The sequence below is a fragment of the Streptomyces sp. NBC_01006 genome (assembly GCF_045162725.1).
Lineage (GTDB): Bacteria > Actinomycetota > Actinomycetes > Streptomycetales > Streptomycetaceae > Streptomyces.
In genome coordinates this window covers 1,314,748-1,338,873 of record NZ_CP108700.1, presented here as the reverse complement: position 1 = coordinate 1,338,873, position 24,126 = coordinate 1,314,748, and the positions used below count along the sequence as shown (strand labels likewise).

Below are 24,126 nucleotides of genomic sequence, written 5' to 3'. Positions count from 1 at the left end.
CCTCCCCGCTGAAGCTATGCCCGGAGCCCGGTATTCCATATGAATGTCCTGTGAATCGGCGCTCCCTGCTCGTGCCGTGGTTTCGGGCTCCGCAGGCGGTCGTGCGCCGCGCGGGCGAGACTGGCAGAGGCGGCAGGGGGGTCCAGGAGGTGTCCCGCCATGACCGCACAGCACCGCACGCCCGTGGTGTTCATCCACGGCCTCTGGCTGCATTCCACGAGCTGGGAGGGGTGGGCCGACGCCTTCCGCGAAGCCGGGTACGAGCCCGTCCTGCCGGAGTGGCCCGGGGTCCCGGACACCGTCGCCGAAGCCCGCCGCCGGCCCGACGACCAGGCCGGGGTCGGACTCGTCGAGATCTCCGACGCGCACGCCAAGGTCATCCGCGACCTGCCCGCCCGGCCCGTCCTCGTCGGGCACTCGGTCGGCGGGTTCATCGCACAGCACCTGCTCGGCCAGGGCCTCGCCGAGGCCGCCGTCGCCATCTGCCCCGGACAGATCAAGGGCGTCAAGGCCATCGCCCCGGCCCAGGCCAAGTCGACGTTCGCCGTCCTGCACAACCCGGGCAACACCCGCCGGTCGGTCTCGCTCAACCGCGAGCAGTTCCGCTACGGCTTCGCCAACGCCGTCTCCGAGGAGGAGTCCGAGGAGCTGTACGACGAGTGGACCATCCCGAGCAGCGCCCGTCCGCTGTTCCAGCTCGCGCTCGGGAACTTCACCCCGCACTCCCCGGCCGAGGTCGACACCGGCAACGAGACCCGCGGTCCGCTGCTCCTGCTGTCCGGCAGGCTCGACCACACCGTCCCGGACCTGCTGACCCGCTCGACCTACAAGCAGTACCGCCACTCGCACGCGACGACCGAGTACCAGTGCTTCGAGGACCGCGGCCACTCCCTGACCGTCGACCACGGCTGGCCGGACCTGGCCCGCGCCTCGCTGTCCTGGCTGGACTCCCACACCGAGGCGGCCCACCCCCGGGCCGCGTGAGAACACTCCCTACCGGCGCTCGTACACCGTCACCCGGCGGCCCCGGACCTGGCGGTCCTCCACCACCGTGAAGCGCTCCTTCAGCACCGCCGCCTTCGCCGCGTCCCGGGCGGCCCCCGAAGGTTTCGCCACCTTCGCCGCGTCCGTCACCAGCAGCACCCGCGACTGCCGGAGCAGCGCCTCCCGGATCCGCGCCGGATCCGCCTCCTCGCCCTTGAGGGTGGCCGAGGCCACGGGACTGCGCTCCAGGGCCACGTCCGCCAGCCCCGCGAACGCCCCCGGCGAGACCAGTGCCGTGTCCCGCCGGGCAGCCGGTACGAACAGCACCGCGTCCCCGGGCCGCCCCAGGCGGGCCACCTCCCCGGCCACCGCCAGTACGTCGTCGACCCGGCTGGCCGGAGCCCGCTTGCCCAGCTCCACCGGCAGCAGCGCCAGCACCGAGATCCCGACCGCACCCGGCACGAGCAGACCGGCTCCCCTCGGAAACAGGGGCCGGGCGGCCCGTACGGCCGCCCCCAGCCCCGCCCCGATCAGCAGGGCCAGACCCACCATGCTGAACAGCACGTACCGGTCCAGGAACAGCGGCTGGACCAGGGAGATCCCGATCAGGCCGAGCTGCGGGACCGCCAGCAGCGGCAGCCCCACGGCCGTCGCCGACAGCCGGCCCGCGCGCGGCCGGTCCGCCAGGGCGCAGACACCCCCGAGCGTCAGCAGGATCGCCGGGCCGATCATCATGTGCCAGGTCAGCGGCGGTATCCAGGACACCTGGTCGGACTGGCTCCGGCTGAACAGCACCAGCGGCAGCGCCCCCGCGACCGCGCAGGCCCCGTACGCCGCCCAGCGCAGCCACGCACCGCGCCCGGCCCGCACCCACCACAGCGTCGCCGCGTGCGCGGGCAGGACCAGCAGCGACAGCCAGTTCAGCAGCGCGCACACCAGCACCGTGACCGCGTACGCCGTCCACCGCGGCCAGGCCCGCCGCCCGGGCCCCGGCGGCGCGGACAGCAGTGACACCAGCAGCAGCGTGGAGAGCCCGGCACCGGCCGCGACCAGCGCGTACGGCCTGCCCTCCTGGAGGTAGAACTGCACGGCCGGCAGCAGCCCGAGCGCCAGCCCGCCGCCCAGCCCCGCCCAGAACCCGGCCAGTCGCCGCCCGATCACGGCCACGCACGCCGCTGCGGCCGCCACCGCCAGGACCGACGGCAGCCGCAGCGTGGTCGTACCGGCCCCGAAGAGCTCGAAGAGCCCGTGCATCAGCAGGTAGTACAGCCCGTGCACGGCGTCGACGTTGCCGAGCATGTCCACGATCTCGCCCGCCGACCGCCCGGCCACCTGCCAGGTCGCCGCCTCGTCCCGCCACACGCTGTTCTGCCGCGAGAGCCCCCACAGGCCGAGGGCGACGGTCCACAGGAAGGGGAGCAGCCAGACGAGGGGCCCGCGTCTGGCCGCGGGTATGTGGCAAAGCATGAAGGTGCTGGAATCCTCGGTCTGGCGTTCGGGTGGAAGACACCAGTCTATGGACGCGGCGGAGGACTTCCGGACCGGCTGTTGTGCACCGCGGAGCGTGATCGCCGGGCCCGCCCGCCCCTAGCCTCGCCGCAGGAGCACGAACGAGGGGCGGTACCCGGTGAACTGGCTGATCCACGACTACCGCGAGAGCGATCTCGCCGCTGTCGTCCACCTGATCGACACCACGGCCGAACTCGGCCAGGAATCCGTCTTCTCGCTCGCCGAGTGCATCAGCGCCCTCACCGACCGGCAGCCCTGCGTGGTCGCCGTCCACCAGGGCGTCCCGATCGGCGCGGCCCTCGCCTGCGTCACCGGCGAGCGGGCCTGGGTCATGCGGATAGCGATCGCCGCAGGCTGGCGCGGCCGCGGCCTGGCCAGCGCCCTCCTCGTCGAGCTGGAGCGGCGGCTGATCGCCGCCCGCGTCGGGCGGATCGCGTACGTCCTGCCCGAGGAGGACCTGCTGGGCGAGGGCCTGCTCAACGCGGGGTACACGCGCCAGCCCGCCGTCGCCTACTTCGAGAAGACCGAGCCGCTGCACGGACCGGCGGCCGGCCTCCTCGACGACCTCGGCGGCCGCTTCCTGCCCAATGACCTGTGGACCAAGGTCGCCGGAATGGAGCACGAGAAGGACCTCATAGAACGGCGCGTCGTGCTCCCGCTCGCCGAGCCCGAGCGGGCCGCCGCGCACGGGGTGCGGCCGCCGCGCGCCATCACCCTCTTCGGCCCGCCCGGCACCGGCAAGACCACCTTCGCCCGGGCCATCGCCTCCCGGCTCGGCTGGCCCTTCGTGGAGCTGCTGCCCTCCCGGCTCGCCGACGAGGGCAACCTGGCCACCGCGCTGAGCGACGCGTTCGCCCGCATCGCCGAGCTGGAGCGGGTCCTCGTCTTCATCGACGAGGTGGAGGAGATCGCGCCCGTACGCACCGAGCCCGCGCAGCCCGGCGGGATCCACGGGGTCACCAACGAGCTGCTGAAGCTGATCCCCGGATTCCGGGAGGGCGACGAACGGCTGCTGGTGTGCGCCACCAACTCCATCCGTTCCCTGGACCCGGCGTTCCTGCGGCCCGGGCGCTTCGACTACCTGATCCCGATCGGCACCCCGGACGCCGGGGCGCGCGCCGCGATCTGGTCCCGCTACACGGCGGGCCGCACCGACGTGGACGTGGCGGCTCTGGTGGCTGCGAGTGAGCTGTTCACCCCGGCCGACATCGAGCACGCGGCGCGGATCGCGGCTCAGGTGTCCTTCGAGCGGGATCTGGAGGCGGTGGGCGCGCGCGGAGCGGCGGCGGCCCAGCTCGGCGCCTCCACACAGGACTACCTGGCGGCGGTCGCGCAGTGCCGGCCGACGGTGACCCCGGCGATGACGGGGGAGTTCGAGGCGGACATCACCGCCCACGCCAGGTTCTGAAACCCCGGTCCGGTCGGGGTGCTAGCCGGCGCAGCGGTACGTGAACCGCGTCGCCGCGGTGCGCTGCCCGGGCGAGACCAGCTGGAGCTTCGCCTCGGCCCCGTACGTGCCCCGGCCCTGGAAGGTCCACAGCAGGTGCAGCCGGGCCTCCTTCCGCCCGCGCGGCACCCGCTCGGTGAGTTGCTCCGACTGCGTGCCGTCGGAGCGCACCCACCGGTACGTGAGGGTCCCCGGCCGCCCGTTGGTCCGTACGACGGCCACGACATCGGCGGTCGAGTCGCAGCCGGGACCCCGCGGGTCGGCGGTGGCGACCGTCACGTCCCGTACTTCGAGGGCGGGTCCGTACCGCTGCCAGGCCAGGTACCCGAGCACCACGAGCAGGATCGCGGCGGCCAGGGTGTACCGCCGCCACTCCCCGCGCCGACGGCGGGGCGGCGCCGGTTCCGCGACCACGGGGAAGGGGGCCGGCATGGCGGCCGTCACCCCGGGGCCGAACCTCAGGACCGAGCCCTCGACCCGGTCGGGCACGGCCTCCTGATGCGGCACCTGCGGCTGGGGCCGGGTCTGCTGCGGCCCGCTGAACCAGTGGCTGCCGAGGACGGTGGCGCTGTAGTCGTCGTCGCTGTCGCTGTCGCTGTCGCTCATGAGATCGTGCACCGCCTGATGAAGACCTGGCTGGTCGAGGAACCGTTGCCGGCGGCGGGCTTGGTGGTGGCGCGCACGCCCCAGTAGCAGCCCGTGCCGGAGAAGGTGTGGGTCTTGACGAGTGGCGCGGCGGCGCCCGGCTGGTAGGTCAGGGCGTCCGCGGAGCCGTCCGGCTTGCCCAGCCTCCCCTCCACGTCACCCGTGAACCATTCGAGCACCACCGTCACCGGCGCGGTGCCCTTCGCCTCGACGGTCACCGTCGCCTGGCCGATGGAGTTCCCCGTCTGGCGGACGGTGACGGACACCGCGCCGACGACCACCGTCGGCTTCGGCGAAGGCGGCGCAGTGGTGGGCGGAGCGCTCGTCGGCGCCGTGACCGTGGGCGTCACCACCGGCGAGTAGCTCGGGCTCGGAGTGGAGGAGGGCGACGCGGACGCGGACGGAGAGAGGGAGGGGGACGGGGAAGCGGACGGCGAGGGGCTCGCCGACGCGCTCGGGCCCGGCGCCGGCGAGGGGCCCGTACCGCCCGGGCTCGCGCTCGACGTCGCGAACGCGTTCAGCGCCGCGGCCCCGCCGGCCTCCCCGCCGGCCGCGCTGTAGGTGAGCGCCGCCAGGACCCCGAGGACCAGGGCCGCGCCGCCCGCGATCAGCCCGCGCCGGCCCGGGGCCCAGCGCGAGGGCGCCGCGATCGTGGTCGTCGCCACCGCAGTGGTCCCCGCGGCCGGGGCGCCCGCGGAGGGGAACAGCAGGGGCAGCAGCGCGGCCAGCGCCGCCAGCTTGCGCTGGCCGCGCTCCTCCCAGTCGGCCCCGTACGCGGCGAGCGCCACGCCCTCCAGCTCCGCCACGAACTCCTCGGCGTTCTCCGGCCGCTCCTCCGGGGCCTTGGCCAGACCCCGCCGGATCAGCGGGCGGACCGGCTCCGGGGCCTCGGTCTCCGGGACGGGCGCCTCTATGTGCTGGACCGCGAGCTCCGCGAAGTTCTCCCCCGCGAACGGCTTGCGGCCGGTCAGGCACTCGAAGAAGGTCGCCGTCGCCGCGTACACGTCCGCCGCGGGCGAGGCCGGGCGGCCCTGCCACTGCTCGGGGGCCATGTAGGCCGGGGTGCCGGCCACCCCGGGCGTCGTACCGCGGCGCGCCGCGATCCCGAAGTCCACCAGCTTCGAGGAGCCGTCGGCGGAGACCAGGACGTTCTCGGGCTTGTAGTCGCGGTGGACGACGCCCGCCCGGTGCGCCGCGGCCAGGCCCAGCAGCGAGCCCTTCAGCAGCACCAGCGCGGCCTCGGGATCGGCCTGCCCGGCCTGTTTCAGCAGGGCGCGCAGGGAGATCCCGTCGACCAGCTCCATGACGATGGCGGCGCCGCCGGGCGCCTCGGTGTGCTCGACGTATTCGTACAACCGGACCACGTACGGGGTGTCCAGGCCGCCGAGGAGGCGGGCCTCGGCCCGGAACTCCGCGACGAACGCCGGGTCCTCGCGCAGCCGGTCGCTGAGGTACTTCACCGCGACCGGCGTGCCCGTGGCCTCGTGGACGGCGAGGACCACGCGGCCGCTGCCGCCCGAGCCGAGCTCCCGGACCTGCGCATAGCCGGGCACCGTCCACGCGTTCTTCATCGTCATGCCCCCGTCCCCGCCCTCGTGTCCCCGTCCGCGGCTTCACCGGGCCCCGTCCGCCGGGCCCGCTCGTGGCGAGCGGGCACACCCAGGGACACGGTTTCCGCCACGGCCGGTTCCCAACCGCGCGGAGCATTTCACACGGTGGTCAGGGCGGTTTTACGGGGGCTGTACACGGGTCGTCCGGGGGTCAGGCCGCGGCCCGCTCCGCGCCGATCATGGTGTGCAGCCGGTCGGCCGCCGCCCTCCCGAAGTCCGGGTCGTTGATGTGGGTGTCGTAGTCGTAGAGCCGGGCGGAACTGCCCCGCAGCCCCTCGCGCAGCGTCGAGAACAGGGCCCGGTCCGCGTCCGGGTCATGGTAGGTGCCGCCAGGGGCGCCGAGCGTGGACAGTCCGCGGAGCGGGATGCAGACGGCCGTGGGACCGGTCGCGGCGCGCAGTTTGGCGGCGACCCGGCGGCCGAGCTCCGCGCATTCGGCGGGGGTCGTACGGACCACCGTGATGGACGGGTTGTGTACGTGGACCCGGCGGTAGCGGGCCCGTTCGGGCAGGGTTTCCAGCGGGCCGAACTTCACCATGTCCAGCGCCCCCAGGCTCACCACCTGCGGAATCCCGGCCCGCCCGGCGGCGCTGAGCCGGTCGGGGCCGGCGGTGAGGATGCCGCCGCACAGGTCGTCGGCGAGCTCGCTGAGCGTGAGGTCGAGGACGCCCGCGAAGATGCCCTGGCCGGCCAGGGTCTCCAGGGTGCGGCCGCCGGTGCCGCTGACGTGGAAGACCAGTACCTCGTAGCCGAGTTCGGTCAGTCTCTCGCGGGCGGCGTCCACACCGGTCGTGGTGACGCCCGCCATGCTCGCGGCGATCAGCGGGCGGGAGCCGGCGCCCAGCCGGGCAGGGCGGCGCAGCTCCCGGGAGGCCCGTTCGAAGGCCTTCGCCATCCCCGCGGCCGCCTCGACCGCGTTCGCCATGACCGGCGCGGAGATGCTGTTGATCCCCGCGATGTCCACCACGCTGTACATCATCGTGATGTCCGAGGATCCGACGTACGGGGCCACGTCCCCGGACGCCATGGACGAGACCATCAGCTTCGGCACGCCGAGCGGCAGCGCGCGCATGGCCCGGGTGGCGATGGAGGTGCCGCCGCTGCCGCCTATGGCGAGCGCCGCGTGCAGCCGGCCCTCGGCGTGCAGGCGTAACAGCGTCGCCTCGGCACCTTTGGCCATCGCCGTCTCGGCCGCGCCCCGGTCGGCGGCCGCACGTAGTTCCGACAGCTCCGTTCCCGCTGCCCGGGCCACCGCTTCGCGCGGTACGTCCGCGGGCACCCGGGGATCGCCCATGATTCCTGTGTCGACCATGATCACTTCGACGCCGGTGCGCAGCAGCCTCTCGCGCAGCCAGCCGTACTCGACACCCTTGGTGTCCAGGGTTCCCACCAGCACGACGTTCGTCATATGTGCAATGTCCACGCGGGTGGGGTTTGTTGGCAAGTCAAGGTCGGGTCAACCTCGCGGCAGCCCCAACAGCCTCTCCAGGAAGGGGATTTGAGAGGCGATCAGCTTGGTTTCGGCCACCGGGGGAGTGAACCAGGCCACCCGGTCCAGTTCGGGGAACTCCTGTGTCCGGCCCGAGTGCGGAGGCCACTCCATCGTGAAGGTCCCGGGCACCATCAGCGCCGGATCCAGGTCCGCCCGTACCGCCCAGATCGTCACCAGCTTGCCGCCGGGGATCCGCAGCTCGCCCAGCGGGAGGTACGGGCCCTCCGGCGGCGGCAGGCCGATCTCCTCGGTGAACTCCCGCCGGGCCGCGTCGATCGGCGCCTCGTCCTCCTCGTACTCGCCCTTGGGGATGGCCCAGGACCCGTCGTCCTTGTGCTCCCAGAACGGACCGCCCATATGGCCGAGGAGCACCTCGATGCCGTCGTCGGGGGAGCCGGCGGGCCCGGCGGTCGGGCGGAACAGGAGCAGTCCGGCGCTGCGCTTCTGTGTCATGCGTCCATATATGCCCCGCGAACGGGCCCCTCAGTGGTCGTGCGGGCCCTGCCGGTGCACCGGGCCGTGCGCGTCGGCGCAATGCGGGTCGGCCGGGTCCGCGCCCGGCCGTCCGACCGTGAGCAGGGCCTCCTGTACGTGGTCCACCTGGAGGGTGGTGTGCGTGATCCCGTACTCCTTCTCCAGCAGCCGCTCCAGGTCGCGCCGTACGGCATGGCAGTCGCCGGCCGGTTCGACCAGGACGTGCGCGGACAGCGCCGCCTGCCCGGAGGTGATGGTCCAGATGTGCAGGTCGTGCACCTCGGTCACCGGCGGGTGTCCGACGAGCCGGTCGCCGACCGCGTCCGGGTCCATGTGGGCCGGGGCGGCCTCCAGGAAGATCCGGCCGGAGTCGCGGACCAGCCCGTAGCCCGCCCGGACCATCAGCACCACGACCACCAGCGTGGCGATCGCGTCGGCCTGGACGAATCCCGTGGTGAGCACGATCAGACCGGCGACTGCGGTGCCGATGAAGGCGAACAGGTCGTTCAGGATGTGCTGGTAGGCGCCCTCGACGGCGAGCGAGGAGCGGTTCGCCTTGGAGATGCACCAGGCGGCGGCCACGTTCACGACGATGCCCGCGAGGGCCGTCACGAGGACCAGCCCGCCCGCCACGGGCGGCGGGTCGAGCAGCCGCCGGACCGCCTCGTACGCCAGCCAGACCGCGAGCAGGAGCAGGGTGAGCCCGTTGGCCTGGGCGGAGAGTATCTCCGCGCGCTTGAGGCCGTACGTGAATCCGCCGCGCGCCGGGCGGGCCGCGAGCCGCATCGCGATCAGCGCGAGGACGATCGAGACGGCGTCGGTGAGCATGTGGGCGGCGTCGGAGATCAGGGCCAGCGACTGGGCCACGATGCCGATGACGACCTCGACCGCCATGAACGTGCCGATGAGGCCGAGCGCGATGGCCAGCCAGCGGCGGTCGGCGTCCGCGGCGACGCCGTGGCTGTGCCCGCCGTGCCCGCCGTGATCGCCGTGCCCGCCGTGATCGTGGCCGGCGGCCTGATCGCGGCCGTGGTCGTGCGGCGCGTGGCCGTCGTGCGCGTGGTCGTGCCCACTCATGGCGTCCCCCGTGTGTTCGGTTCCGACGCGTGAAGTGAAGCGCACCGTGACGCAATGGGCAAAGGCTGCAACGGGGACCGTTGTCATTACCCATAAGAGGCCGCTGACCTGCGGTGATGTAGATCCCTGCCGAGTGGGGCGGATCGTGGGAAAATCTGCACATGGCCCAGCGCCCCGGTGTGCCGACCGCGCCCGAGCTCGTCCTGGAAACCGACGCCGGCACCACCGCGATGGTCCCGGGCCGGACATACCACGTCGGCCGCGACCCCCTCTGCGAGATCTGCCTCGACGACGCCCGCGTCTCCTGGCACCACGCGATCCTGCGCCCCGACGGCGACCACTGGACCGTGGAGGACGAGGACAGCACCAACGGCACCTGGGCCGACGGCCACCGCATCCACGCCTGGAACGTCGGCGCCGGCAGCGAGCTGCGCTTCGGCAGCGCAGCCGACGGCCCGCGCGCCCTGCTGCTCGGCCCGGCCCCGGCCCCGGCCCCGGCCCCGGCCGCTTCGGCGGTTCCGGCCGGCGGCTCCCGTCCGTCCTCGGTGTCCCACCCGTCCCTCACCGGCACCTTCCGCCGGCCCACCACCGTGCGCCCGCTGCCCGCCCGTACCGCCGTGCGCATCGGTCGCGCCCCCGCCAACGACCTCGTCATCGACGACCTCGTCGTCTCCCGCCGCCACGCGGAACTGCGGGCCCTCGCCGACGGCACGTACGAGATCGCCGACCTCGGCAGCCACAACGGCACCTTCCTCAACGGCACCCGCACCGACCGCGCCCCCGTCACCCAGGGCGACATCATCGGCATCGGCCACACCGCCCTGTGCCTCGTCGGCGACCAACTCCAGGAGTACGTCGACACCGGCGAGGTCTCCCTCGACGTCCAGGACCTCGCCGTCGCCGTCGACCACGGCCGCAAGACCCTCCTCGACGACGTCTCCTTCCCCGTCGGCGCCAAATGCCTGCTCGCCGTCGTCGGCCCCAGCGGAGCCGGCAAGTCCACCCTGCTCGGCGCCCTCACCGGACTGCGCCCCGCCGACCACGGCACGGTCCTCTACGACGGGCGTGACCTCTACCGCGACTACGCCGAACTGCGCAGCCGCATCGGCCTCGTCCCCCAGGACGACATCCTGCACGCCCAGCTCACCGTCCGCCGCGCCCTCACCTACGCCGCCGAACTGCGCTTCCCGCAGGACACCGCCCCGGCCGAACGCCAGGCCCGCGTCGACGAGGTGATCGGCGAACTCGGCCTCGAACAGCGCGCCGACCAGCCCATCCACAGCCTCTCCGGCGGCCAGCGCAAACGCGTCTCCGTCGCCCTCGAACTGCTGACCAAGCCCTCCCTGCTCTTCCTGGACGAACCCACCTCAGGGCTCGACCCCGGCATGGACCGCTCGGTCATGCACATGCTGCGCGGTCTCGCCGACGACGGCCGCACCGTCATCGTCGTCACCCACAGCGTGCTCAGCCTCGACGTCTGCGACCGGCTGCTGGTCCTCGCCCCGGGCGGGCGCATCGCGTACTTCGGGCCGCCCGACGAGACCCTCGCCTTCTTCGGCTTCGCCCAGTGGCCCGAGGCCTTCGAAGCCTTCGAGAACGAGCGGGACCGTGACTGGGCGGGGGAGTACCGCAGCTCCCCGCAGCACCGCACGTACGTACAGAGCGCCGCGCGGCAGCCCCGGTCGGCACAGGACCGGTCCGCGGCGGCCGCCTTCGCCGCCCCGCCGCCCAAGGCGCAGAGCTGGGGCTCCCAGCTCTCCACCCTGATGCGCCGCTACGCCGCCGCGCTCAGCGCGGACCGCACCTTCCTCGCCATCATGATCGCGCTGCCGTTCGTCATGGGCGCCATGGCCAGGGCCCTCGCCGGCAGCACCCTCACCGCGGAGACCGCGATCAATGCCCTGCTCATCCTGTGCGTGGGCGGCGTGCTGACCGGCGCCGCCAACGCCGTGCGCGAGCTGGTCAAGGAGCGCGTCATCTACCAGCGGGAACGGGCCGTCGGCCTGTCGAGATCCGCCTATCTGATGTCCAAGGTGCTGGTGCTGGGCGCCATCACCGTCGCCCAGGCCGTGGTGCTGACCCTGGTCGGCCTGTACGGAGTGGACACCAACGCCCCCGGCGGCAAAGGCGTCTTCATGCCGCCCCTCGTCGAGATCACCCTCGCCGTCGCCCTGCTGTCCTTCACCGCGATGATGCTCGGCCTGCTGGTCTCCGCCCTGGTCCGCAAGGAGGAGGTGACCATGCCGCTGCTGGTCCTCCTCGCCATCGTCCAGGTGGTCTTCTGCGGGGCGCTGCTCCAGCTCGACGGCGTACCGGTGATCGGACAGCTGGCCTGGCTGGTGCCCTCCCGGTGGGCGCTCGGCGCCATGGCCGGCACCATCGACCTCGGCGCGATCGTGCCCGGGAAGCTCACCGACGACCCGCTCTTCGCGCACAGCGCCGGGGTGTGGCTGCTGGACATGGGGATGCTCGTCGCCCTGTCCGTCCTGTTCGGGGTGCTGGTCCTGCGGCTGCTGCGCCGCCACGAGCCCGCGATCATGCGGAAGTAGCCGCCGATGACCAGTACGACCGGTCCCGCAGAGTTCCACCCCACCCATGTGGTCCCCCGGGAGGGGCTGTCCGCCTGGGAGGAAGCCGACCTCTCCCGGCCGACCGCGGCCCTGGACCCCTTCCTGCCCGTACGACTGCTGTCCCGGCGCGGGGAGTGGGGGCAGATCCTGTGCGCCAACGGCTGGTCCGCCTGGGTGGACGCGCGGCTCCTGGTCTCCGTACCCGAGCCGCCGCCGACCGGAGGCCGGCCGACGTCGCGCGCCGAGGACCCGCTGCCGCTGCTCGCGCACGGGGCCGAGGCCCTGGAGCGCTACCGGCAGGCCGCCGCCGACCTCGCCTCGGGGCGCACGGACGCCGAGGCCTTCCGGCGGGCGACCCGGGGACTGCGGGCCGGCATCGTGGTCGACGGGGAGTCCGTCTGGCTGTACGAGGAGGCCACCGGGCGCTGGATGTACGGGGACGGCACCGGCCTCGTGCCGTACGCGGTCGGCGAGGGGCCCGGGGTCCCGGCCGAGCCGGAGCCGCCGGAGCCGTCGGTCGGACATGAGCCCACGCGGATCGTGACCCCGCCCGGGAGCGCAGGGCCGTGACGGCCGCCGAGCCCCTCGGCGGGCGCCCCTCCGACCTGCGCGGCAAGCAGATCGCCGGATACCTGGTGGAGAGCGAGATCGGCCGCGGCGGCATGGCGGTCGTCTACCTCGCCCGGGACCTGCGGCTGGACCGGCCGGTCGCCCTGAAGCTGCTGGCCCCCGAACTCGCCCGCAACGACGTCTTCCGGCAGCGCTTCGCCCACGAGTCGAAGGTCGCCGCGGCGATCGACCACCCGCACATCGTGCCGGTCTTCGACGCGGGCGAGACCGACGGGCTGCTGTACATCGCGATGCGCTACGTCCCCGGACAGGACCTGCGCGCCCTGCTGGACCGCACCGGGCCGCTGCCGGTGGAGACCGCGGCCCGGATCGCGGGCCAGGTCGCCTCGGCGCTGGACGCGGCGCACGCCCACGACCTGGTGCACCGGGACGTGAAACCGGGGAACATCCTGGTCGCGGAGGGGACGGACCGCGAGCACCCCGAGCACGTGTACCTGACGGACTTCGGGCTGACGAAGAAGTCGCTGTCACTGACCGGGTTCACGAGCGTCGGGCAGTTCGTCGGCACCCTGGACTACGTGGCGCCCGAGCAGATCTCCGGCAAGCCGGTCGATGCCCGCTGCGACGTCTACAGCCTGGGCTGCGTCGTCTACGAGATGCTGACCGGCAGCCCGCCGTTCCGGCGGGACGACGACATGGCGCTGCTGTGGGCCCACCAGTTCGATCCGCCGCCCGCGGTGAGCTCACGGCGGCCGAGCCTGCCGGCGGCGGTGGACGAGGTGCTGGCGAAGGCCCTGGCCAAATCCCCGGACGACCGGTGGAGCAGCTGCCTGGAGTTCACGGGGGCGCTGCGCCGGGCCGGCGCGCGGGCGGCTGCGCCGCCCGGCGCCCCACCCCCGCCACCGCGCTGGGCGCTGCCGGTGTTCCGGGGCGAAGGCACCAGAGGCGCCGCCTGAGAACCGGTCACTTCTCCGTGGCGACAGGCGGCTTCTCGACGAGACCGCGGCGGTGCACCGGGCGGGCCAGCAGCGCGCCCAGGAAGCCCGCGAGCGCACCCCAGACCAGGGCGAGGCCCACGTTGCGCCACAGCACCGGGCGCAGCTCCACGTTGCCGCCGAGCCCGCCGACGTCCCCGATGCCCAGCAGCGACAGCCCGAACCGGGCCTGGACACCGGCCAGCAGGCACACCATCAGGGTGGCGAGGGCGAGGGCCACGCCCAGATGGAGCGCGTGCTGCCAGGCGCGGACGCCGGCCGGGGAGCGTACGGCGGCCAGGAAGCCCGTGCCGAGCAGCAGCACGACGGCGACCGCCACCAGCCACCAGGCGCGGGAGTCCCGCTGCGCGAGCGAGGCCACATCGACCCGGGACAGGTCGTGCCCGCGCAGCACCTCGTCCAGCAACTGCGGCATCGGCAGCCCGAACGGCCCCTCGACCTTGCCCTCCCAGGCCCCGCCGAACCCCAGGGTGAGCGCGAACCAGGCGAGGTTCGGCAGGCCGAGCAGGATCACGGCGAAGGTCCGGTCCGCGTGCCCCTGGGTGGCGGCCACCACCAGACCGACGCCGATGCCGAGGACCACGTACGCGAGCAGCAGCGCCACGGTGGCGAACGCGGCGGGCCGCACCGCCGTGTGGAAGCGGACGAGGCCGGCCGGGAGCGGCGCGCGGCGCGAGACCAGCAGGGCGATCAGCAGCAGGCCCAGGATCCACAGCAGCCCGCAGCCGAGCGTTGCGGGCAGGGCCGCCCGGAAACCCACCGTCGGGGAGACGTCGAGGAGTTCGCCGAGGTCGGCCACCGGGGAGTCGCCGGTGGCGATCCCGAAGGTGTGGCGGGCGAGGAGCGCGGCGCCGGTGAGGGCGAGCAGCCAGAGCAGGACCAAGGGTCCGGCCCGGGCCAGGAGCTCCCCCGGCCGGGCCACCGCCCGGTTGTGCAGGGGGCGCAGGAAGAGGGAGCCGGTCGTGAGGGCCCCGGCGAGGCTCACCGAGAGCGGGAGTACGGACAGGCTCGCGTCGGCCTCGGCCAGGAACCCGGCCCCGCCCGTCACCTCGACCGATCCGCCGACCGCCATCACGACGACCGCCGCGACCACCCGGGGGAACGCGCCGCCCGGCAGGCCGGTCGCTCCCGCGCAGGCCAGACCGGCCGCGGCGACGGCGGCCATCACCGCGAAGCCCGCCACGACGGCGACGAGGGCGTCCCGCCATGCCCGCGCCGAGGCCCCGGATGCCGAGCGCGGTGGTACCGGACCCGGTGACGACGGACTGCTCTCGCTCACGCTGCAACCGTAGGCACGCTCGGCTTGCGGCCACCACCGGGACGACGCACACAATGGTCCGCAGGGACCGGAACTCCGCCGCCTGGAAGAAGAGCCCGTGACCACGCAACCTTCCGGCCCCGGCCAGGAGCCGCAGCGGCCCACGCAGTCCTCGCAGCCGCCGGGCCCGCGCCCCACCGGTCCGCCGTCCGGCCCCCTCTCGGGCGGGCGGCAGGGCCCGCCGCCCACTCCGCCGGCCCCGCCGGCCGGAGGGACGCCGCCGGGGCCGCCCGCCAAGGGGCCCTGGTGGCGATCCGTACCCCGGGTGGCCGGCGCACTCGTCGCGGTGGCCGCCGCCGTGGTCCTGGCCGTCGTGCTGACCCGGCCAGGTGGCTCCCCTTCCGCCCGCGGCGAGGTGTTCCTCCAGCCGGCCTCCGCCACCGGCCCCGCCCCCTTCACGCAGTCCACCGCCACACAGGAGGCGGTGGAGCCGCCGCAGAGCCCGGCGCCGTCGGCGCAGAGCGCCACGCCCGGCACCGGCACCACCGCCACGCGCAGCATCAGCGGTTCGGCGCCGGGCCTGTACGGCGGCACCCGGTCCGTGGCGAGCTGCGACGTCGAGAAGCAGGTCCGGCTGCTGTCCGCCCAGCCCGCCAAGAACGGGGCCTTCGCCTCGGCGCTCGGCATCCGGCCCGAGTCCGTGCCCGGATACCTGCGCGCGCTCACCCCGGTCCAGCTGCGCACGGACACCCGGGTCACCAACCACGGCTACCACGACGGGAAGGCCACCGGCTTCCAGGCGGTGCTCCAGGCCGGGACGGCGGTACTGATCGACGACCGGGGGGTGCCGCGGGTGCGGTGCGCGTGCGGCAACCCGCTCGGGCCCCCGGTCGCGCTGGCCGCCGACCCGAAGCGGCACGGGCAGCCGTGGAGCTCGTACCAGCCGTCGAAGGTGGTGGCCATCGTGCCGTCGGTGACGGTCGTCCACGAGTTCGTGGTCTACGACCACCACGACGGGCGCTGGTTCGCGCGGGACCGGGGCGACCACCAGGGCAAGCACGACAAGCCCGTGCCGCCGCCGGTGCTCCCGCCCGCGCCGGTCACACCGTCGCACCCCGCTCCCGCGACCTCCGCGCAGTCCCCGACCCCGCCGACCCCCTCGCGCTCCCCGGCCGAGTCGGCGCCCGAGTCCTCGCCCCCGCCGCCGTCCCCGTCCGCGTCCCCGTCCGCGTCCGAGCCGCCGTCCGAGCCCGCGTCGAAGCCCGCGTCCAAGCCCGCGTCCAAGCCCGCGTCCAAGCCCGCGTCCAAGCCCGCGTCCGCGCCCCCGCCGGGGAACCCGTCCGACTCCGCCGCGCCGTCCGCCCACGGCGCCGGCTGACCGGCGGGCGGCCTGTGCGGGCAGGCGTCCGGGAACGGTGAGACCCTGGCTGCATGGCCGAAAGGGGAGCGAGCCCCGAGGTCGACTGGCCCGCGCAGCCGGACATGAGCCTCGCGCTCAACCGCATGGGCACCTTCGACTGGGACCTCGACAGTGGGCAGATGCATCTGGATCCCACCGCCCTCGAGGTCCTCGACCTGCGCCCCGAGGAGTTCACCGGCACCCCCGAGGGGCTGCGGGTGCGGGTGCCGCCCGGCGAGGAGGTCCGGCTCGACGCCCGGGTCGCGCAGGCGCTCAAGGACGGCCGTAGCCACTACGGGGCGTACGTACGCACCCGCCTGCGTGACGGAACCCCGGTCTGGACCCACATCCAGGGCCACATCCTGCGCGAGGCCAACGGCCGCCCGTACCGGATCATCGGGATCCTGCGCGACGCCGCCCACGACCCCGGCGAGCCCGGAGCCGGCGGGGAGCAGGCCGAGGGGCGGCGCCGGATGACCGGCGTCGTCGAGCGGACCAGCGCGATCCTGGCCCACGCCCGCACCGTCAACGACGTGACCGACGTCCTCAAGGACCCCGAGGCCCTCGGCCACCTCGGCGCTGTCAGCGTGATGCTCGGCATCGTCGACGGCGGCCGGATCCACCTCGTCGCCGAGGGGCAGCTCGGCTCGTACGTCCCCGAGATCGAGTACACCCGGATCGATGCGCGGCTCCCGATGAGCGAGGCCGTACGGAACCTCCAGCCGGTGTTCATCGCCTCGCGCGAGGAGTTCCAGGAGCACTACCCGCAGCTCTGGCCGTACATCGAGCCGCTCTCCGTGCGCAGCGGCGTCTACCTGCCGCTGATCGCCCAGGGCCGGGCCGTCGGCGCGCTCGGGCTGCTGTACACGCGGGACGGAGACTTCACCGCCGAGGAGCGGAACCTGCTCGTCGCGCTCGGCAGCGGCATCGCGCAGAGCCTCCAGCGGGCCATCCTCTTCGAGCAGGAGCACGATCTGGCGGAGGGTCTGCAGCGGGCGATGCTGCCGCGCCGGATCCCGGAGGTGCCGGGCGCGCGGATCGCCGTACGGTACCGGGCCGCCCGGATGGGGCGGGACATCGGCGGGGACTGGTACGACGTGGTCCCGCTCGGCGAGGGCCGCGTCGGGGTGATGATCGGCGATGTGGAGGGGCACGACACGGACGCGGCGGCGGTCATGGGCCAGCTGCGGATCGTCCTGCGCGCGTACGTAGCCGAGGGACACACCCCCGGCACGGCCATGGCGCGGGCCTCGACCTTCCTGCGGGAGCTGGATACGGAGCGGTACGCCACCTGTACGTACGCCGAGGTGGACCTGAACACCGGCAGGCTCCAGCTGGTCCGCGCCGGGCACCTCGAACCGGTGGTGCGGCGCGGCGACGGCAGCTGCCACCGCATCGCGGTGGCCGGCGGACTCCCGCTCGGGCTGCCGTCGCGCGACAAGCCGGGAGTCGGCTCGGGCTACCCCGTCACCAGCCTCGAACTGCACCCCGGGGACACCCTGGTGCTGTGCACGGACGGCCTGCTCGAACGGCCGGACGGCGCCCCCGAGGCAGGGATGCAGGAGCTCATGGAGGCGGTCCGCGCCGGGCCCGTGGACGTCGAGGAGCTCGCCGACGTCCTGTGCGACCTGGTCGGGGACGCGGGCGTCGGCGACGACATGGCCCTGCTCCTGCTGCGCCGCCGCGGCACCCCCGTCCCGCGCGGCGGCGGCCCGCTGCGCCTGCCGCTCGCCCCGGGCGACCCCGACGGCCCGGCGATGGCGCGCCACCTGATCCGCGCGGCGGTGGCCGCGTGGGGCGCCGCGGACCGGGCCGACGAGATCGAACTGGCGGCGGACGAGCTGATGACCAACGCCCTCGTGCACACCGACGGCGGCGGCCACGTCAACGTACGGCTGACCCCGGAGGGCCGGATCCGGATCGAGGTCGAGGACTCCAGCAGCGCCCTGCCGCGCCGGCGCGAGGCGGACGACTGGGCGGTGTCGGGGCGCGGCCTGCTGCTGGTGGACCGGCTGGCCGAGGAATGGGGCGTGGAGCCCCGGGGCGGCGGGAAGAGCGTGTGGTGCGAGTTCGCCGTACCGGGGCACGCGGTGGCGCCGTGACGTGCGGGGGCGCCACCGGGCGGCGGATCAGACCGCCGCGTACGGGCCCTGCTCCGCCTTGGTGGTCTGCATGGCCGTCAGCTTGCGGACGAAGACGATGGCGAGGACGGCGGCGGCGACCGTCACCAGGTCGGTGACCATCCCGACGGCGGACGCGTCGCGCAGGGCCTCAGGGGTGTCGGCTCCCTTGTACATCAAGCTGAACACCCGGTCGAGCACCAGCGAGGAGGCCCACAGGGCCCACCAGGCGTTGAGGGGCGCGGCCGAGACCTCGCGGAAGGAGCCGTCGGGCCCGAGCTGGGTGCTGGCGGTCCAGGTCTGCTTGGCGATCTGGAACGGCAGGAAGAGGTTGCCGATCGGGATGAACCAAGCGCCGATGGCCCAGCCGCGCTTCTGGACGAAGGCGTCGGGGCGCATGATCTCGCCGTTCACGCGCACGCGGTGGAACCAGATGATGAAGACGACCGCCGTGGCCAGCAGGATCAGGGCCTGGAGGAAGCCGGCGACCGCCGTCAGGATGTCCGACCGGTCGAGCGTGCCCTGGCCGACGTCCGCCGGGTCGGCGCTCACGCGCTTCATGAGCGAGAAGACGTACCCGCTGATGGCCGCCGAGAACAGGTTGACCGCGGCCGCGACCCCCAGCAGCGCGGTGACCGCGACCGCCAGGCCGCGCGGGGAGCGCAGCACGTCGGTGGCGGGCCACGGAGCGGCGTACGGCATGCCGGGGTACGGGCCGCCGGGGTACCCGGGCTGGGGCGGGCCGGGGTACGGCTGTCCGGGGTAGGGCTGTCCGGGGTAGGGCTGGGCCGGCTGGGCCTGCGCCGGGTACGGCTGAGGCTGTTCCGGCGACGGTGCCGGTGCCGGTACTGAGGCTTTGGCTTCGGCCGGGGGCTGCGATACGGCCGTGGCCGTGGCCTCGGCCGGCGGCTGAGCCGGAGGTGGAGTCGGCGGGCCCTGCGGCTCGTTCAAGGACATGCGGTGTGTACCCCCCACGGGAACATGCGACTGAGATGCGGATGCCCGCTGACCTGCGGCGGGCACGCTCGAACCTTGCCAGCCCGGCATCCGGCGGCCAAATCCTTTCTGCGGGCCGAATGACGGGCGAATGGCTGAAACCGCGGGGCGCGGGCGGTCGTGCCCGCCCGGGGCGGGCCGAGTGGCCGATCCTGCCTGGGTGCTGAGCCTGCGTCCGCTGCTGCCCGTCCTGCTCACCGTCGTCCTCGTCACCCCCGCCCCCGCGCTCGCCGCCGGTGCGGGGTCCGACGGGATCGAGACCGCCCGTACCGGCCGGCAGATCGCCCCCGGGATCCGGCTGGAGTCGTACGACCGGCTGGAGGCCGACCGCTGGCTGCGGATCGACGAGCTCCTCGTCGACCTCGGCGGGAGCGGCGGGGTGCACGCCGAGTACCTGGGCGGGCACGGCCCGGCCACCGTCGCCGAGTCCGCCGCCCGCCACCCCGCCGGGTCCGGGCGGCGCGTGGTCGCCGCCGTGAACGGCGACTTCTTCGACATCCGGGGTACGGGCGCACCGCTGGGCCCCGGCCTCGGCGGCGGCCGACTGCTGCACTCCGCGGGTCCGGGGCCCGGCGAGGCCCCGGCCGTCGGGTTCGGCGCCGACGGCAGGGGCCGGGTCCTGCGCCTCGGCCTCGACGGGAGCGTCACCCTGCCCGGTGGCGCGGTGCGCCCGCTGACCGGCTACAACGCGGCCCGGCCGGCCGCCGGGGGCCTGTCCGCGTACACCTCCGACTGGCCGGGGGCGGAGCTGCCCGCCCTGGGTACCGCCGTGGCGGTCCGGGACGGCCGGGTCACGGCCGCGGCCCCGCCCGTACGAGGCGCAGCCCGCCGGCAGCGTCCGGAACCCGGCACCACGCTGCTGTCGGCGGCCGCCGGCGAGCCGGCCGCCGCCGAACTCGCCGCCCTGCGGCCCGGGGACGCCGTGGCCGTCGCCGCCCGCGCCGTCCCGGGCGGCGACGGACCGACCCCGGTGGCGGCCGTCGGCGGGCGCGAGGCCCTCGTCGTGGCCGGTGTCCCGCAGAACCACGACGGCGAACCGAACGACACCGCCGCGCCGCGCACGGCCGTCGGGTTCTCGCGCGACGGGCGGCGGCTGCGGATCCTCACCGTGGACGGCCGCCAGCGGGACAGCGGCGGCCTGACCCTGACCGCGCTGGGCGGGCTGATGCACCGGCTCGGCGCGTACGAGGCCATGAACCTCGACGGCGGCGGTTCCTCGACCCTGCTCGCGGGGCTGAGCGGGGCAACGGCCCTGGCACTGGAGAACTCCCCGTCGGACGGGCGGCCGCGGCCCGTGGCGAACGGGCTCGTCCTCACGGCCCCGGCGGGCTCCGGCCGGACCGCCGGGTACCGGATCGAGCCCGTCGGCGGCACCACCGAGGAGTTCACCCGGGTCTTCCCCGGGCTCACCCGGACCCTCTCGGCCACCGGGTACGACGCGCTGCTGGGCCCGGCCCCGGGCGCGCCGGTGTGGTACGCCGAGGGGGCCGGCCGGGTCGACTCCGGCGGGGTGTTCCACGCCGTGCGCCCCGGTCGTGCGACGGCGCACGCCCGGCGCGCGACGGCGCATGGCGCGCTGCCGCTTGAGGTGCTCGGCCCGCTGACCCGGATCCGGCCCACGCCGGCCCGGATCGGGCTCGCGGAACAGGGGGAGAAGGCCGGATTCCGGCTCACCGGGTACGACGTGCAGGGCGCCGCCGCCGTCGTGGAACCCCGGGACGTGGCCTTGGAGTTCGACCGGTCCCGGTGGAGCGTCGCCGATGACGGCCGGGGCGGCTTCACCGTCACCGCCCGCGTCCCCCAGGCCACGGGCCACCTGCGCGCCACGGTCCGGGCGGCCGGCGGCTCGCCGGGCGCGGCCGTCGAAATCCCGCTCGGCGTCGGGCTGGTGACCCTGCCGCTCGCCGATCTGGCCGACGCCGGGGAGTGGACCGGAGCGGGCGCTTCCGTGGCCGGGGGGCATCCGGGCGCGGGGCTCGCCCTGGATCTGCCCCGGGCCGGGGCGCAGGGGAGTGCCGCTCCGCCGCGCCCCCTGCCCGTGCCGGAGCTCGCCCGTTCGCTCACGCTCTGGGTCGGCGGTGACGGCTCCGGGGCCCGGCCCGCCGTGGAACTGGCCGACGCGGACGGGGCCGCCGTCACCGTGGGCGGGCCCGCCGCGGACTGGACCGGCTGGCGGGAGGTGACCCTTCCGCTCCCGGCCACCGCCCGGCCGCCGCTCACCGTGGCCCGGCTCTCGGCGGTCGGGGGGACCGGCCCCGGACGGCTCGCGCTCGACACGCTCGGCGCCCGGACCCCGCCGACGGGACCCGCCGCCGTGCCCGTGGTCCGGGATCCGGTCGTGGCCACCGAGGCCGGGGTCCGGGCGCGGCCCTGGCGGTTCGCCGTCGGGGGCGGGGACGGCGGTGCCGACTTCGCGCTGACCGGCGCCGACCGGCCGGAGTTCGTGCACCGAGGTGTGCGGTTCCTGTCGCTCGACACCGCGAAGCCCACCTTGGGGGGAGGCGGCCTGTACCGGATCCGGGCCCTGCGGGAGGCCCTGGCGGCCGCCGCGCGGGAGCCGGACACGGGCGCGCTGGCCGTCGTACGGGCGTACGCGCCGGACCGCGTGGACCTCAAGGAGGCGGCCCTGGCGGGGCGTCTGCTCGCCGAGTTCCGGCGCACCACCGGCAAACGGGCCGCCGTACTCACCCTCGGTGCCCCGGAGTTCGCCACGGACCGCTCCGAGGGAGTCCTGTCGGTGGCCGCCCCGCGCACCGGCCGGACCCTGGTCGGCGTCGACGCCTTCGCCCGGGGGGACTGGCTCTCGGTCCGGCACACGCCCTGAACCCGTACGCGTCAGAGCTCGACGAGCGTGACCTCGGTCGCCTTCACGCTGGTCCACACCTTCGAGCCGTCGACCAGGCCCAGTTCGGCCGCGGCCTCCGGGGTGATCTCCGCGACCAGGTCGGGGGCCTCGGCCGAGCCGACCAGCACGCGCAGTCGGCTGCCGACCGCGGTGATCTCCCGTACGGAGCCCTGCCAGACGTTGCGCGGGCTGCCGGCCGGGCGGTCGCGATGCACCGACACCGCCTCCGGGCCGATGATCGCCAGCGCCGGGGACCCCTCGGGCAGCGCCTCCGCCACCACCAGGCGGCCCCCGGCGGCGAGTACGAGGCCGTCGGCCGACGCGGTGCCGGACCAGGCGTTGCGGCCGAGCATCCGGGCGACCCAGGGGGAGCGGGGGTGGCGGGTGACCTCGGCGGGCGGGGCGTCCTGGAGGGTGCGCCCGCCGGCGAGGACGAGGACCCGGTCGGCGAGGGAGACCGCCTCGACGGGGTCGTGCGTGACGATGAGGCAGACCCCGCCGAAGCCGGCCAGGTGCGTGCGCAGGGTGTGCCGGACCCGGGCCCGCGTGGTCTGGTCGAGGGCGGCGAGCGGTTCGTCGAGGAGTAGCAGGCGGGGCCGGGCGGCCAGCGCGCGGGCCAGGGCGACGCGCTGGGCCTGGCCGCCGGACAGCTGAGCGGGCTTGCGGGCGGCGAGGTGGCCGACACCGAGCCGGTCCAGCCACAGCTGCGCCTCGCGGCGGGCCTCGGCGCGCGGCACCCGGCGGGCGCGCAGCCCGTACGCGGTGTTGGCCAGCGCGCTCAGGTGCGGGAACAGTGCGCCGTCCTGCGGGACCCAGGCCACCTGGCGCTTGTGCGGGGGCAGCTCGGTGACGTCGGTGTCGCCGAGCCGGAGTTCGGCGTGGGCGCGCGGGGTGAGGCCGAGCAGGGCGCGCAGCAGGGTGGTCTTGCCGGCGCCGTTCTCGCCGACGACGGCGATGGTGGTGCCGGGCTCGGCGTCCAGGGTGAGCTCGTTGAAGCCGGTGACGGTGGCGTGCAGCGGCCAGTGGCCACCGTCGTCGGGGGCGGCGGGCAGGCCGTCGGGCAGGGCGGCGGACAGGCCGGCTGGCAGGTCCGCCGGCACCGGCGCGCCCGGCGTCCGCTCGGTCCCGGGGGCCGCGGCCGCCACCTCGTCCGGCATCTCCGGCGCCGCGGCGGGCCTGGCGGCGGCCGGGGTTCCGGTCCAGCGGCCGCGCAGGGCGATCAGTACGGCCATGGCGATCACGAGCAGCAGCAGCGAGACGGAGGTGGCGGCTTCCGGCTCGTCCTGGAGCAGCAGGTACACCTGGAGCGGCAGGGTCTGGGTGGTGCCGGGGAGGTTGCCCGCGAAGGTGATGGTCGCGCCGAACTCGCCGAGCGCGCGGGCCCAGGTGAGGGCGGCGCCCGCGATCAGGCCGGGCGCCACCATCGGCAGGGTCACGGTGAAGAACACCCGGACCGGCGAGGCGCCGAGGGAGGCGGCGGTCTCCTCGTAGCTCTGCTTGAGGCCGCCGAGCGCACCCTCCAGGCTGATGACGAGGAAGGGCATGGCGACGAAGGTGGCCGCCACGACGGCCCCTGACGTGTGGAACGGCAGAGTGATCCCGAACGTGCCCTCCAGCCCGGGCCCGAGCAGTCCGCGCCGGCCGAAGCCCAGCAGCAGCGCCACGCCGCCGACCGTCGGCGGCAGCACCATCGGGAGCAGCACCAGCGAGCGGACGAACGCCTTCCCCTTGAACGGGACACGGGCCAGCAGCCAGGCCAGCGGCACACCGAGGAGCAGTGAGAGGCCGAGCGCCCACAGGGAGACGAAGAGCGACAGGCGCAGCGCCTGGACCACGCCCGGGCTGGTGAGGTGGGCGCCGACCTCGCCCCACTCGGTGCGGGTCAGGATGCCGATGAGGGGCAGCAGCAGGAACGCGACGGCGAGCAGCGCGGGGAGCGCCAGGGTCACGGGGGGCCGGGTGCGGGTGCGGTGTCTGCTCATGTGGGTTCCTGGCCGAAGCGTACGGGGGGACGGGAAGCGCGGGGAGTACGGGAAGCGTGGGGAGTACGGGAGTACGGCGCGTCGGCGGGGACACGCCGAAAGGGACCGCCCGTCCCCCCGGACCAGGCAGTCCCTCTCGATCCTGGCGGCCGC

Annotated in this window: 17 protein-coding genes; 8 read left to right on the top strand and 9 right to left on the bottom strand. The window is 74.9% G+C overall.

All coding sequences use genetic code 11. The features are described from left to right. Nucleotides 1-159: 159 nt before the first annotated feature. The gene (locus OG509_RS05950; protein WP_385573966.1) at nucleotides 160-984 is read left to right on the top strand and encodes an alpha/beta hydrolase; all 825 of its coding nucleotides are present in this window, start codon (nucleotides 160-162) and stop codon (nucleotides 982-984) included. A 9-nt stretch (nucleotides 985-993) separates the two neighbouring features. Here OG509_RS05950 and OG509_RS05945 read toward each other — a convergent pair whose 3' ends face one another. Beyond that, nucleotides 994-2,451 carry a hypothetical protein gene (locus tag OG509_RS05945; protein WP_406180728.1) on the bottom strand — a complete coding sequence of 486 codons (1,458 nt, stop codon included), beginning with the start codon at nucleotides 2,449-2,451 and terminating at the stop codon, nucleotides 994-996. Nucleotides 2,452-2,611: 160 nt separating this feature from the next. Here OG509_RS05945 and OG509_RS05940 point away from each other — a divergent pair, with 160 nt between their 5' ends. After that, a complete protein-coding gene (locus OG509_RS05940) occupies nucleotides 2,612-3,901 on the top strand; it encodes an ATP-binding protein (protein WP_406180726.1) in 1,290 nt (429 codons plus the stop codon). 21 nt (nucleotides 3,902-3,922) lie between these two features. On the opposite strand, the gene OG509_RS05935 is transcribed toward OG509_RS05940, so the two are convergent. From OG509_RS05935 to OG509_RS05915, 5 genes are all read right to left on the bottom strand, one after another. Further along, nucleotides 3,923-4,546 (bottom strand): hypothetical protein, encoded by a 624-nt coding sequence (locus OG509_RS05935; RefSeq protein ID WP_406180725.1) that lies wholly within the window; start codon nucleotides 4,544-4,546, stop codon nucleotides 3,923-3,925. Beyond that, on the bottom strand, nucleotides 4,543-6,162 hold the full coding sequence (locus tag OG509_RS05930) for a serine/threonine-protein kinase (RefSeq protein WP_406180723.1): 1,620 nt from the start codon (nucleotides 6,160-6,162) through the stop codon (nucleotides 4,543-4,545). The genes OG509_RS05935 and OG509_RS05930 overlap by 4 nt, the downstream gene beginning before the upstream one ends. A 184-nt stretch (nucleotides 6,163-6,346) precedes the next feature. After that, nucleotides 6,347-7,603 (bottom strand): Tm-1-like ATP-binding domain-containing protein, encoded by a 1,257-nt coding sequence (locus OG509_RS05925; RefSeq protein WP_406180721.1) that lies wholly within the window; start codon nucleotides 7,601-7,603, stop codon nucleotides 6,347-6,349. Between the two features lie 48 nt (nucleotides 7,604-7,651). Further along, nucleotides 7,652-8,140, bottom strand: a complete 489-nt coding sequence (locus OG509_RS05920; protein ID WP_406180720.1) for an NUDIX domain-containing protein — start codon at nucleotides 8,138-8,140, stop codon at nucleotides 7,652-7,654. A 30-nt stretch (nucleotides 8,141-8,170) separates the two neighbouring features. Continuing rightward, complete coding sequence (locus OG509_RS05915) at nucleotides 8,171-9,238, bottom strand: cation diffusion facilitator family transporter (protein ID WP_406180718.1); 1,068 nt, start codon at nucleotides 9,236-9,238, stop codon at nucleotides 8,171-8,173. Between the two features lie 161 nt (nucleotides 9,239-9,399). Here OG509_RS05915 and OG509_RS05910 point away from each other — a divergent pair, with 161 nt between their 5' ends. Genes OG509_RS05910 through OG509_RS05900 form a run of 3 tightly spaced genes read left to right on the top strand, consistent with a single transcriptional unit; the run spans nucleotide 9,400 to nucleotide 13,334 of the window. Further along, on the top strand, nucleotides 9,400-11,787 hold the full coding sequence (locus OG509_RS05910; RefSeq protein ID WP_406180716.1) for an FHA domain-containing protein: 2,388 nt from the start codon (nucleotides 9,400-9,402) through the stop codon (nucleotides 11,785-11,787). A 6-nt stretch (nucleotides 11,788-11,793) separates the two neighbouring features. Further along, nucleotides 11,794-12,378 (top strand): hypothetical protein, encoded by a 585-nt coding sequence (locus OG509_RS05905; protein WP_406180714.1) that lies wholly within the window; start codon nucleotides 11,794-11,796, stop codon nucleotides 12,376-12,378. Next, nucleotides 12,375-13,334, top strand: coding sequence for a serine/threonine-protein kinase (locus OG509_RS05900; RefSeq protein WP_406180712.1), 960 nt, complete (start codon nucleotides 12,375-12,377; stop codon nucleotides 13,332-13,334). Before OG509_RS05905 ends, OG509_RS05900 begins: the two co-directional genes overlap by 4 nt. 7 nt (nucleotides 13,335-13,341) lie before the next feature. Here the strand turns inward: OG509_RS05900 and OG509_RS05895 are convergent, their stop codons facing one another. Beyond that, nucleotides 13,342-14,652: a streptophobe family protein gene (locus OG509_RS05895; protein WP_406180710.1), complete on the bottom strand. Its 1,311-nt coding sequence runs from the start codon at nucleotides 14,650-14,652 to the stop codon at nucleotides 13,342-13,344. A gap of 97 nt (nucleotides 14,653-14,749) precedes the next feature. Here OG509_RS05895 and OG509_RS05890 point away from each other — a divergent pair, with 97 nt between their 5' ends. Further along, nucleotides 14,750-16,009: a DUF6777 domain-containing protein gene (locus tag OG509_RS05890; protein WP_406180708.1), complete on the top strand. Its 1,260-nt coding sequence runs from the start codon at nucleotides 14,750-14,752 to the stop codon at nucleotides 16,007-16,009. Nucleotides 16,010-16,062: 53 nt separating this feature from the next. After that, complete coding sequence (locus OG509_RS05885; RefSeq protein ID WP_406180706.1) at nucleotides 16,063-18,132, top strand: SpoIIE family protein phosphatase; 2,070 nt, start codon at nucleotides 16,063-16,065, stop codon at nucleotides 18,130-18,132. 27 nt (nucleotides 18,133-18,159) lie between these two features. Here the strand turns inward: OG509_RS05885 and OG509_RS05880 are convergent, their stop codons facing one another. Next, entirely contained in the window at nucleotides 18,160-18,852 is a 693-nt protein-coding gene (locus OG509_RS05880) for a DUF4328 domain-containing protein (RefSeq protein WP_406180704.1), read from the bottom strand. A gap of 454 nt (nucleotides 18,853-19,306) precedes the next feature. On the opposite strand from OG509_RS05880, the gene OG509_RS05875 reads away from it, so the two are divergent. Continuing rightward, nucleotides 19,307-21,970 carry a phosphodiester glycosidase family protein gene (locus tag OG509_RS05875; RefSeq protein ID WP_406180702.1) on the top strand — a complete coding sequence of 888 codons (2,664 nt, stop codon included), beginning with the start codon at nucleotides 19,307-19,309 and terminating at the stop codon, nucleotides 21,968-21,970. An 11-nt stretch (nucleotides 21,971-21,981) separates the two neighbouring features. Here OG509_RS05875 and OG509_RS05870 read toward each other — a convergent pair whose 3' ends face one another. Further along, entirely contained in the window at nucleotides 21,982-23,973 is a 1,992-nt protein-coding gene (locus OG509_RS05870) for an ABC transporter permease (RefSeq protein ID WP_406180700.1), read from the bottom strand. Between the last annotated feature and the right edge of the window lie 153 nt (nucleotides 23,974-24,126).